The following is a 10,281-nucleotide window of genomic DNA, read 5'->3' on the forward strand; positions in this document are numbered from 1 at the left end:
AGCTGGAACACTACGCCGCGCTCGTACTCGCGCAGGATGCGAAACGTCGCCCCCGCCAGTGCGATGAGCAATAGCAGCAGCGCGACAAGACCCAATTGCAAACCCATGACTATTCTCCGCCCGACGCCGCGTCAGCCGCGGCCACTTGCAGCAGCAAACCCTTGCGCCCCACCACCCGTACCCGTTGTCCGGGTTGCAGTGGCGTCGCGCTGAGCACTTGCCATCGTTCTCCTTGCAGATGAACCCAGCCGCCATAGGCGTTGCCGAGCTGCACTGACGTGACCGGCGTTTCGCTGCCGACCAGCCCGGCATCACCGCTGACGGTGTGGCGCGGTCGGGTCTTCAGGGCGTGAAACACCAGGTAGATCAGCAACAGCGCGCTGACCAGTCCCAGGCCGATCATTAGCGGCTCGGGCACATCGGTATTGGTCAGGATCACCGCGCCGATCACGAACATCACGATGCCGCCCAGGCCGATCACACCGTAATTGGGCAAGGCAGCCTCGGCGATCAGAAACGCGAGGCCGAAGGTGATCAGCCAGATCCCGATGGGGTTGGGCACCAGCAACACAACCGTGTCGGCGGCGCAGGCCGATCCGCTCAACGCCAACAGCAACGCAACTGCACACCAACGCGTGTTCACTTGACCCTCCGGGAGAGTCGTGGAGTGGCTCTGCATACAGTTTAGTTGAGCCTTGGCCGGTATGAATTTTGCTCAACTGCCGTCGACATCCGATGGGCGGATTTCCCGCCGGATCGCGCGGACGGGCCTAGACTTTTACTACGCAAGCAAAACTTTAACCATCGTCCGCCGGCGGTCATGGCGGACACCGAGGTGCATCATGCGTATGGCAAGAACCGTGCAGCGAAGCCTGGAAAAGGCTCAATGCGAGTATGACATCGTCAGCCACCCACACTCGGCCAGCAGCCTCGAAACGGCACGGGTCGCAGGTATTCCTGCCGAACGGGTGGCCAAATCGGTGATCCTCGACGATCACCATGGGCATTACCTGATGGCCGTGCTGCCCGCCAGCCGTCACCTGGACCTGAGCAAAGTCCGCAGCAGCGGTGAGTGGCAGGTTTCCCGCGAAAGCAACCTGGCGCACCTTTTCGATGATTGCGAACGCGGTGCCGTACCGGCGCTGGGTGAGTCCTATGGGTTGGAGGTGGTGATCGATCCGATGCTGACCCGGCAGAAAGACATCTATCTGGAGGCCGGCAACCACGTCAATCTGGTGCGCATGGACATGCCAGAGTTTCTGAAAATGGTGCCGCATGCCGAGGTGCGGGAGTTGAGTCATTGAGTTTTGTTTCGTCAATGCTGCCGTCATCGCGAGCAAGCTCGCTCCCACAGGGGGAACGCATTTTCCTGTGGGAGCGAGCTTGCTCCGGGCGGCGTTCCGACGATGACCGCGCAGCGGTCCCTAAATTGGTCATCAGGAGTTCGTCATGGAAAACCCGACCCACAACCTTCCATCCCTGTTCAAGCAACTTGGCCTGCCGGACGATGCCGAAAGCATTGATAAATTCATCGCCACCCATTCACCGCTCAAACCGGAGCTGCACCTTGCGGATGCATTTTTCTGGAGCCCGAGCCAGGCGGACCTTCTGCGTGAAGAGATACTCGATGACGCGGATTGGGCCGAAGTGGTGGATCAGCTGGATGTGCTGTTGAGGAAGGGGCGGGGGGTGTGAATCGTCATCGTCCGGGCGGCCACTGTCGGGAGGTATGGACCAAGGCGAGTATCCAGATGGCGTCCAGTCCCTGTTCATAAACAATGCGGTAACTCTGATATGGGATCAGCTCGCGAGTGCCTGAAATGATCCCGGCAGGGCCGCTTTCCGGGTATTGGGCAAGCCGGGATAGCGCATCGCTGAACCGGTAGTCCATGTCGATGGCTGCTTTCGGGTTAACGGCATGCAGGTAATCCCAAATGTCTGCACGGTCCTGTGCTGCTTCTTTCGTCCATATTATTTTCATTCCTGTAGCTCGGCCCGCCTGCGCCTGGCAGCGAACTCTGCCTCGATTTCCTCATTTGTCAGCCCGTCGCCGGCGCGCATCGAAGCGCGTGCGGTGTCGACCTTGCGCTGCAGGAATGCTTCGTACTCGCGAGCCTCCCGCTGCGTTTGAACAAACTGACGCATCATTTCCCGAACGATTTGCGAGGCGGGGCGATGAGCGGCTTCTGCCTCTGCCATGAACTGTTCACGCAATTCAGACTCAAGTTTCATTGTAAAAACGGCTGGTTTCGACATGGCTGCCTTCTCGGTTGTCTTACTGACAAAGTATATACATCTTCAGTACGGTGGCTGGTTCACCCCCTATGGCTTCGCGACGGATGGAAGCGAATTTGTTTCAAAACTTGACGGAAAATCCTCTCCAATGCCATATTGATAGTTAGCAAACTAACAGTGTGTGTTTTCCCTCGTGCCGAATAACCTCGACGTTCTCCAGATGAACATCAGCAGCGCCATGGTGGTGGCCGCCAGGCATTGGCGCAAAATCTGCCAGACCACGCTGGCCAACTATGGAATCTCCGAAGCCTGCGCCGTCCCGCTGTTGATGATCGGGCGTCTGGGCGAGGGTGTGCGCCAGGTGACGGTGGCCCAGGCAGCAGGGATGGAGAGYCCGTCGCTGGTACGCTTGCTCGATCAGTTGTGTCATGGCGGCTACGTTTGCCGCACCGAAGATGCACAGGATCGCCGCGCCAAATGCCTGAGCCTGACCGAAACCGGTCGGGAGCTGGTGCAGGCGGTCGAAGTGGAACTGGTGCGCTTGCGCCACGAAGTACTCGAAGGCATTGCCCCGAGTGATCTGGAAGCTACGCTGCGGGTACTGAGAGCTTTTGAAGCGGCCACGCCGCCATCGGTGGCCAACTCTTGAACGGATTTTTCTCTGGCATGCCCACGGCGCGGGACTGGTTCTACGGAGTCCGCACTTTCGCCGCATCGATGATCGCGCTGTACATCGCCCTGCTCATGCAAATGCCGCGTCCGTACTGGGCGATGGCCACGGTGTACATCGTTTCCAGTCCGTTTCTCGGCCCTACCAGTTCCAAGGCGTTGTACCGGGCGGTTGGCACCTTTATCGGCGCTGCGGCGGCGGTTCTGTTTGTGCCAATGTTCGTGCAGAGCCCCTACGTGCTGGTGGTGGTGATTGCGCTGTGGACCGGGACGCTGCTGTTTCTGTCCCTGCATTTGCGCACGGCCAACAACTACGCGTTGATGCTCGCCGGTTACACCTTGCCGTTGATCGCCCTGCCGGTGGTGAATAACCCGCTGGGGGTGTGGGACGTGGCCGAAGCGCGGACCGAAGAAATCTTTCTCGGCATCGCTGTGGCGGCGGTGGTCGGTGCGATGTTCTGGCCCCGGCGCCTGGCGCCGGTGTTCAATGATTCGGTGAGCAAATGGTTTGCCGATGCCTCGACCTACAGCCTGCGCTTCCTCAGCCGCAACGTGCAGCCTGAAGAAGTCAGCGCGTTGCGGGCATCGATGGTCGCCACGTTCAACTCCCTGGAGTTGATGATCGGTCAGTTGCCCCACGAAGGCTCGCGTCCGCAGACAGTGCGCAATACCAAGGAATTGCGCGGACGGATGATTCACCTGTTGCCAGTGATCGATGCCCTCGACGACGCGCTTTACGCCCTGGAACGGCGCACCCCCGAGCTTGTGGACAAGTTCGCGCCATTGCTGACGGCCACCACCGAATGGCTCGAACACAAGGATGCCGATCTCGTCCGCTGGCAAGCCCTTAAGTATCAACTTGAGGCCCTGCAACCGGCTCCCGAAGCGCTGGATGACCGCAAGCAACTGCTGTTCTCCAACGCCATTTACCGTCTCGGCGAGTGGATCGATTTGTGGCAAGACTGCCGCAGCCTGCAATACGCCATTCAGTGCGAAAGCCAGGACAGCTGGCGCGCGGTGTATCGGCACTGGCGGCTGGGACGGCTATCCCCTTTTCTGGATCGCGGCCTGATGTTCTATTCCGCTGCTTCCACCGTCACCGCGATAATCGTCGCTTCGGTGTTGTGGATTCTGCTCGGCTGGACCGATGGCGGCAGCGCCGTGATCCTGGCGGCGGTGGCGTGCAGCTTCTTTGCCTCGATGGACGACCCGGCGCCGCAGATTTACCGGTTCTTTTTCTGGACGGCGATGTCGGTGGTGTTCGCCAGCCTTTATCTGTTTCTGGTGCTGCCCAACCTGCATGACTTTCCGATGCTGGTGCTGGCGTTTGCCGTGCCTTTCATTTGCGTCGGCACCCTGACGGTCAAGCCGCAGTTTTACCTGGGCATGCTGCTGACCCTGGTCAACACCTCGTCCTTCATCAGCATTCAGGGCGCTTACGACGCGGACTTCCTCAGTTTCGCCAACTCCAATCTGGCCGGCCCCATGGGTTTGCTGTTCGCATTCATCTGGACCCTGATCGCCCGGCCGTTCGGTGCCGAACTGGCAGCCAAGCGCCTGACCCGTTTCAGCTGGCGTGACATCGTCAGCCTCTCCGAGCCGGCGACGTTGTCCGAGCATCGGCTTCTGGGCATACGGATGCTCGATCGGCTGATGCAGCATCTGCCGCGCCTGGCCATGACCGGCCAGGACTCCGGCGTGGCGCTGCGGGAAGTGCGGGTGGCGCTGAATCTGTTGGACCTGCTCGCTTATACGCCGCGGGTCCTCGGTGTGCCGCAGGTGCTGCTGCGCCAGGTGGTGGCCGAGGTTGGCGAGTACTTCAAGGCCTGTCTCAAGGCCGGTGAGCGCTTGCAGGCACCGAGCCCGTTGCTGATGACCCTCGACCGCACGCGTCGTGCCCTCAGCGGTGCCGGCGATGATGAAACCCGTCGGCATTTGCTGCACGCCCTGAGCGGCCTGCGCCTGGCATTGTTGCCCGGCGTCGAATTCGTTGGTGCCGCCGAGCCCGAAGAACCGCTTCCCCATGGCATTGATGGAGCACCTTTATGATCGGTGACCTGGATATGAGCGGGGTGTTCCTGCCCACGCTGCTGGTGCTGATGGGCATTACGTATGTGTTGTACCTGTTGGTGCACGGGGTGCTGACGCGCCTGCACTTTTACCGTCTGGTCTGGCACCGGGCATTGTTCAACGTGGCCCTCTACGCCTTGCTGCTTGGCGCCGTGGACTCACTCAGTCGATACCTGATGACATGAAAAAACCGTTTCTAACCCTGGGTCGCGTTGTGTTGACCCTGCTGATCGTGAGCTTCGCCGTTGTCGTGGTCTGGCGCATGGTGATGTATTACATGTTCGCGCCCTGGACCCGCGACGGGCACATCCGTGCCGACATCGTGCAAATAGCGCCGGACGTGTCCGGGCTGATCCAGCAAGTGGAGGTGCGCGACAACCAGTTGGTCAAGCGCGGCCAGGTGCTGTTCAGCATCGATCCTGACCGCTTCAAGCTGGCCCTGCGCCAGGCGAAAGCAGCAGTCGCCGACCGCGAAGAAACCATGGCCCAGGCCCAGCGCGAGGCCAAGCGGAACAAGGGTCTTGGCAACCTGGTGCCGGGTGAGCAACTGGAAGAAAGCCAGTCAAAAGTGGCCCGCGCCCAGGTGGCGTTGATGGAAGCCCAGGTGGCGGTGGACAGCGCGCAGCTCAACCTCGACCGCTCGGTGATCCGCAGCCCGGTGGACGGCTACGTCAACGACCGCGCGCCACGGGCCCAGGAGTTCGTCAGCGCCGGGCGTCCGGTGTTGTCGGTGGTCGACAGCAACTCGTTCCATATCGATGGCTATTTCGAAGAAACCAAACTGAACGGCATCCACATCGGCCAGAGCGTCGACATCCGGGTGATCGGCGACAATGCGCGCCTGCGCGGGCATGTGGAGAGCATCGTCGCCGGTATCRAGGATCGCGACCGCACCAGCGGCAACAACCTGCTGCCCAACGTCAACCCGGCCTTCAGCTGGGTGCGGCTGGCCCAGCGGATTCCGGTGCGGATTGCCTTCGATGACGTGCCGGAAGATTTCCGCATGATCGCCGGGCGCACCGCCACGGTATCGATCATCGACGATCAGAAACGGGAGCCGGCGCAATGAGCAAGGCCTCGGGTTTGGCAGTCGCCGGATTAGGCTTGCTGCTGTCGGCGTGTCAGATGGTCGGGCCGGATTATCATTTGCCCGAAGAGGCGGCCGTCCATCGTCCAGACTTCCAGGGCGATCTGGCGGTCGACGGCAAAACGGTGGTGTCCGCGCCGGTGCCGGCCGATTGGTGGCGTTTGTATCAGGACCCGCGACTCGACCAGTTGGTGCAGCAGGCCATGGCCTCCAACACTGATTTGCGCGTGGCGGCGGCCAGCTTGTCGCGGTCTCGCGCTCAGGTCGATGAGGCGCAAGCGGCGGGCGGCTGGAGCGGCGGCGTGCAGATGGGTGCCCAGCGCTTGCAGGAGTCCGGCCAGGCCTTCCTGATACCGGAAAAAGTACCGGTGGCCAACATCGGCGATATCGGCATCAGCGCGTCGTACCAGTTCGACTTGTTCGGCACTTTGCAACGTGGCATCGAAGCGGCCAAGGCCAATGCCGATGCGACGCAGGCCGCCGCCGATACTGCACGCATCACCGTGGTGGCCGATGTAGTTCGCGCCTACACACAAGTGTGTGCGGCCAATGAAGAGCGGGAAATCGCCCAGCATTCCCTCGATCTGCAAGCCCAGAGCACCACGCTGATCCAGCGCCTGCGCGATGCCGGACGTGGCGATGAAACCCAGGTCACCCGCTCGCAAACCCAATTCAAATCCCTGCGCGCCGACATGCCGCGTTATGAGGCCTCACGTCAGGCCGGGCTGTATCGCTTGTCGATGTTGCTGGCCAAACCCGTGGAACAACTGCCGGCCGGCACCGCCACCTGCGACGAACTGCCAAAAATCGCGCAATTGATTCCGGTGGGCGATGGCGCCGCGTTGCTCAAGCGTCGCCCGGATGTGCGGCAGGCTGAGCGGCGGCTGGCGGCCGCGACGGCCGGTATTGGCGTCGCCACGGGTGAGCTGTACCCGAATATCAGTATCGGCGCGACCATCGGTACCGTCGGTATCCTGGACGATCTCGGCGACCCGTCTACCAACCGCTGGGGCTTCGGCCCGTCGCTGACCTGGAAGGTGCCGACCAACGGCGCCCGGGCGCGCATCCGCGAGGCCGAGGCGGTGACCCAGGCGACGCTGGCGCATTTCGATGGGGTGGTGCTCAACGCCATTCGTGAAACCCAGACCGGCCTCGCCCAATACACCGCGTTATTGCAACGTCGCGATGCCTTGGCGGACGCCGAGCAATCGGCGAAACTGGCGGCCGACCAGACCCACCGCTTCTTCCAGGCCGGACGCGCCTCGTTCCTGGCCGACCTGCAAGCCACTCGCACCTACATCGATGTCACCGCGCAACTGGCGGCCGCGAACACTCAGGTTGCCGCAAGCCAGATCGATTTGTTCCTTGCGCTGGGCGGCGGCTGGGAAAGCGGACGAACGCAAGCGTCGAACTCCGGCAAACCCTGAGGCCGTTGCTATGCTTTGAAGTGTTGGACGGGCGCCCGTGCAAAGCGCCCTTTCTTCGCACAAGGCACGCGCAGGTCAGGGGGAAACCAAGAATGAAAAACCCTTATGCTCTCGGCTTCTGGTGCGCCATCGTGGCATTAGTGCTGCTGTCGGCCACCTATTTCTACGGCATCATGCTGGCCCACCAGATCGACAAGGCTCTGGCGTTCCTCGACAGTGCCGTCGCGCTGATTGCCGTGATGTCCATTGCGGTGGTGGCCTGGGCCTCGGTCCAGAATCAACGCATCAAGAAAAGACAACTCGAACAAGGCAAGACCCTGGTCCTGATCTGGGACACCAAGGTGGCATTGCGTCGTGTCGAAACGGTGTTCGACCGTTATTTCTGGGGCAGTTACTGGCAACCGGGGCGCACGTTTCAGGAAGTCATGGGCGAATTGACCGGCACGCCACTGGAAAAAAGCCTCGAGAGCCTTAAAAAACAATGCCTGGCGCTGGACCGGCAGGTGGCTGACGACGGTCGGCACTGGCTCAGCAATGCTCGGGAGCTGGCCGATGTCGCCACGGCCATGGCCCGCGAACGTTATCAACTGGACGTCTGCGACCCGCGTGCGGAAGTGACGGGCGGGGCGGTGATCAACCGCGACTTCGAAGTGCTGGTGTACACCTGGACTGCGCGGCTCAAAAGCTTCGATCATCAGCTTGATGAGATCGAGGTCCAGTATTCCTGATTTAGTGGTGGCAAGACTGACGCCTTCGCTGGCAAGCCAGCTCCTACGGTACAAGGTGATCCCTGTAGGAGCTGGCTTGCCAGCGAACGCAATAGTATGACCGCCGAAAATCTTGAACCGTGCGAACTACCCCAAAACACTCTTTCACCTTTAATCATTGGGCCGTTCGTCGCGCCCGGTGCTAACCTGCATTCCACTTTCAGCACAGTCGAGCTGCAATCCGTCATGGGTTCAGGGAAGACGACCTCACTTTCAACAACGGACATTGAACGGGTCATACATGAATAAATCAGCAGGCGTGCTACTGGGAATCGTTGTCGCAATCGGTGCCATCAGCGCAGGCGGAGCCTGGTTCACCGGCACCAGGCTCGAAGGTGTGTTGAACACCTCGATTGCCAATGCCAACAAGGAATTGCAGGCGGCCATGGTCGGTTCCAACGGCACAGCGTCGCTGGAACTGGTATCGCTGGAACGTCATGTATTCAGCAGCACCGCGCACTACCGCCTCAAGGGCGAAGGCGAAATGTTCGGCGAAGCGCCGGTCGAGTTGCTGTTTGTCGATCATATCGAACACGGCCCGTTGCCGTTCTCGCGGCTGATGTCGCTGAAGTGGTTGCCTGTCTTGGCGACCAGTCACTACGAACTGGAAAAGACCCCGTCCACCGAGAAGTGGTTTGCCGCCGCCAAGGACAAATCCCCGCTGACCGGCGTGGTCAATATCGGCTATGACAACGCTACCAATGGCACCTTCGAGTTGCAGCCGCTGGAAATGGCCCTGGATGACAAGTCGAGCATGAAGTTCTCCGGCTTGAGCATGGACGTCGATGCCAGCGCCCAGGCGCAGAAGGTCAAGGCCAACGGTTACATGGACAGCCTGAAAGTGGCCACCGTGTCCGAAGACCAGGCACCGGTGCAGGTTGAATTGAACGGCCTGACCCTGGCCAGCAACCTGACAAAAAGTACCTACGGTTTCTACACTGGCGAAAACGTCCTTGAACTGGCCAGCGGCAAATCGACCTTTGGCGCCAAGCAGTCGGTGCTGGACTTCAAGAAATTCGAGATGAAAAACCTGACCGGAGAATCGGGCAGCAACGCCTCCGGGCGTGCCGATTACAAGGTCGGCGAAGTGTCCCTGAACGGCAAGACCATCGGTTCCGGTGCGCTGGCCATGAGCCTGAAGAACCTCGACATTCCGGCCACCCTGTCGTTAATGCAGGTTTACCAGAGCAAACTGCAGCCGTATGAAAGGGCGGCAGCGGAAGCGACGGCGGCCGGGCTGCCGGCACCGGAGCTGAAACTGACCGAAGCCGAAGAAGCACTGCTCAAGTCCAGCCTGGAAAAACTGCTGGCGGCCGGTCCGCAAGTGGCCCTGGAAAACCTGTCGTTCAACACCGTCAACGGTGAGAGCCGCGCCAATATGGTGCTCGACCTGACCAAGCCGCAAGCCATCGATCTGCCGACCGATCAGTTGGTCAGGCAGCTGATTGCGCTGCTGGACTTCAAACTGCAAGTGTCCAAGCCCATGCTGGTCGATGTGCTTACCGTGCAATCGCAAATCGACGGTCAGACCGATGCCAAGCTGATTGCCGACCAGGCCACGGCCACCGCAGACATGTTCAGCAGCATGGCGGTCGGCAGCCAACTGGCAAAACTGGACGGCAACAACATCGTCACCAACTTGCATTACGCCAACGATCAGGTGGACTTCAACGGCCAGAAAATGACCGTCGAGGAGTTTGCCGGTTTTGTGATGAGCAAGTTCGCGGGGGCTAATGCCACCGAATAACGGCGGTCGTGTACCCGGCAACGCCCGGCCTTTGCATCGTGCAGACGCCGGGCGTTTTGCTGTCCGGCATCTAGGGGGCGTTCTCAATTAGTTTCCCYACCGCGTTGTCGCCTTAAAGCTGGCCAGGCAAGGCGTAGGCCGCTGGRAATGGTTGTTCCCTTTCCAAGGCCTGCAACGCAGCMTGGCCMGYTTTAAGGCACAACCCGAAGGGCCGGGCCTGCTGTTGTGCAGGGCAAGGCGCGAGAAGCGYRGTTTGGTCATTCCAAATMAGCTTCGAGC

Annotated in this window: 12 protein-coding genes and 1 pseudogene; 9 read left to right on the forward strand and 4 right to left on the reverse strand. The window is 60.7% G+C overall.

Translation table 11 applies throughout. The features are described 5' to 3' along the window. A pseudogene (locus AC1DVH_RS20505) lies at nucleotides 1-107 on the reverse strand (slipin family protein); the annotation flags it as partial. Between the two features lie 2 nt (nucleotides 108-109). After that, nucleotides 110-643, reverse strand: coding sequence for an NfeD family protein (locus AC1DVH_RS20510; protein WP_477755334.1), 534 nt, complete (start codon nucleotides 641-643; stop codon nucleotides 110-112). A 199-nt stretch (nucleotides 644-842) separates the two neighbouring features. On the opposite strand from AC1DVH_RS20510, the gene AC1DVH_RS20515 reads away from it, so the two are divergent. Together AC1DVH_RS20515 and AC1DVH_RS20520 are read left to right on the forward strand one after the other, a co-directional pair. After that, on the forward strand, nucleotides 843-1,304 hold the full coding sequence (locus tag AC1DVH_RS20515) for an aminoacyl-tRNA deacylase (RefSeq protein WP_046040686.1): 462 nt from the start codon (nucleotides 843-845) through the stop codon (nucleotides 1,302-1,304). A 145-nt stretch (nucleotides 1,305-1,449) separates the two neighbouring features. After that, nucleotides 1,450-1,695, forward strand: a complete 246-nt coding sequence (locus tag AC1DVH_RS20520) for a DUF2789 domain-containing protein (RefSeq protein ID WP_223461330.1) — start codon at nucleotides 1,450-1,452, stop codon at nucleotides 1,693-1,695. Nucleotides 1,696-1,699: 4 nt separating this feature from the next. On the opposite strand, the gene AC1DVH_RS20525 is transcribed toward AC1DVH_RS20520, so the two are convergent. Both AC1DVH_RS20525 and AC1DVH_RS20530 read right to left on the reverse strand, forming a co-directional pair. Next, nucleotides 1,700-1,981, reverse strand: a complete 282-nt coding sequence (locus AC1DVH_RS20525; RefSeq protein WP_477755335.1) for a type II toxin-antitoxin system RelE/ParE family toxin — start codon at nucleotides 1,979-1,981, stop codon at nucleotides 1,700-1,702. Then, complete coding sequence (locus AC1DVH_RS20530; protein WP_477755336.1) at nucleotides 1,978-2,256, reverse strand: antitoxin of toxin-antitoxin stability system; 279 nt, start codon at nucleotides 2,254-2,256, stop codon at nucleotides 1,978-1,980. The genes AC1DVH_RS20525 and AC1DVH_RS20530 overlap by 4 nt, the downstream gene beginning before the upstream one ends. 199 nt (nucleotides 2,257-2,455) lie before the next feature. On the opposite strand from AC1DVH_RS20530, the gene AC1DVH_RS20535 reads away from it, so the two are divergent. The 7 genes from AC1DVH_RS20535 to AC1DVH_RS20565 all read left to right on the forward strand — a co-directional run bounded on the left by AC1DVH_RS20535 (nucleotide 2,456) and on the right by AC1DVH_RS20565 (nucleotide 10,002). Beyond that, nucleotides 2,456-2,884, forward strand: coding sequence for a MarR family winged helix-turn-helix transcriptional regulator (locus tag AC1DVH_RS20535; RefSeq protein WP_095945024.1), 429 nt, complete (start codon nucleotides 2,456-2,458; stop codon nucleotides 2,882-2,884). Next, on the forward strand, nucleotides 2,881-4,953 hold the full coding sequence (locus AC1DVH_RS20540) for an FUSC family protein (protein ID WP_477755337.1): 2,073 nt from the start codon (nucleotides 2,881-2,883) through the stop codon (nucleotides 4,951-4,953). Before AC1DVH_RS20535 ends, AC1DVH_RS20540 begins: the two co-directional genes overlap by 4 nt. Further along, the gene (locus AC1DVH_RS20545) at nucleotides 4,950-5,159 is read left to right on the forward strand and encodes a DUF1656 domain-containing protein (RefSeq protein ID WP_046040693.1); all 210 of its coding nucleotides are present in this window, start codon (nucleotides 4,950-4,952) and stop codon (nucleotides 5,157-5,159) included. Before AC1DVH_RS20540 ends, AC1DVH_RS20545 begins: the two co-directional genes overlap by 4 nt. Continuing rightward, nucleotides 5,156-6,043: an efflux RND transporter periplasmic adaptor subunit gene (locus tag AC1DVH_RS20550; RefSeq protein ID WP_477755338.1), complete on the forward strand. Its 888-nt coding sequence runs from the start codon at nucleotides 5,156-5,158 to the stop codon at nucleotides 6,041-6,043. Before AC1DVH_RS20545 ends, AC1DVH_RS20550 begins: the two co-directional genes overlap by 4 nt. After that, complete coding sequence (locus AC1DVH_RS20555) at nucleotides 6,040-7,488, forward strand: efflux transporter outer membrane subunit (RefSeq protein ID WP_477755339.1); 1,449 nt, start codon at nucleotides 6,040-6,042, stop codon at nucleotides 7,486-7,488. Before AC1DVH_RS20550 ends, AC1DVH_RS20555 begins: the two co-directional genes overlap by 4 nt. A 92-nt stretch (nucleotides 7,489-7,580) precedes the next feature. Continuing rightward, nucleotides 7,581-8,216 (forward strand): NADH:ubiquinone oxidoreductase subunit N, encoded by a 636-nt coding sequence (locus tag AC1DVH_RS20560; protein WP_116264423.1) that lies wholly within the window; start codon nucleotides 7,581-7,583, stop codon nucleotides 8,214-8,216. 280 nt (nucleotides 8,217-8,496) lie between these two features. After that, nucleotides 8,497-10,002, forward strand: coding sequence for a YdgA family protein (locus AC1DVH_RS20565; protein ID WP_477755340.1), 1,506 nt, complete (start codon nucleotides 8,497-8,499; stop codon nucleotides 10,000-10,002). Nucleotides 10,003-10,281: the final 279 nt, after the last annotated feature.

The sequence above is a fragment of the Pseudomonas sp. P4_C3 genome (assembly GCF_056402075.1).

What these genes read in the sequence shown, in the direction of transcription:
- AC1DVH_RS20565 (WP_477755340.1), top strand. Translation starts at nt 8,497, where the DNA reads ATGAATAAATCAGCAGGCGTGCTACTGGGAATCGTTGTCGCAATCGGT.
- AC1DVH_RS20560 (WP_116264423.1), top strand. Translation starts at nt 7,581, where the DNA reads ATGAAAAACCCTTATGCTCTCGGCTTCTGGTGCGCCATCGTGGCATTA.
- AC1DVH_RS20520 (WP_223461330.1), top strand. Translation starts at nt 1,450, where the DNA reads ATGGAAAACCCGACCCACAACCTTCCATCCCTGTTCAAGCAACTTGGC.
- AC1DVH_RS20555 (WP_477755339.1), top strand. Translation starts at nt 6,040, where the DNA reads ATGAGCAAGGCCTCGGGTTTGGCAGTCGCCGGATTAGGCTTGCTGCTG.
- AC1DVH_RS20545 (WP_046040693.1), top strand. Translation starts at nt 4,950, where the DNA reads ATGATCGGTGACCTGGATATGAGCGGGGTGTTCCTGCCCACGCTGCTG.
- AC1DVH_RS20525 (WP_477755335.1), bottom strand. Translation starts at nt 1,981, where the DNA reads ATGAAAATAATATGGACGAAAGAAGCAGCACAGGACCGTGCAGACATT.
- AC1DVH_RS20530 (WP_477755336.1), bottom strand. Translation starts at nt 2,256, where the DNA reads ATGTCGAAACCAGCCGTTTTTACAATGAAACTTGAGTCTGAATTGCGT.
- AC1DVH_RS20515 (WP_046040686.1), top strand. Translation starts at nt 843, where the DNA reads ATGCGTATGGCAAGAACCGTGCAGCGAAGCCTGGAAAAGGCTCAATGC.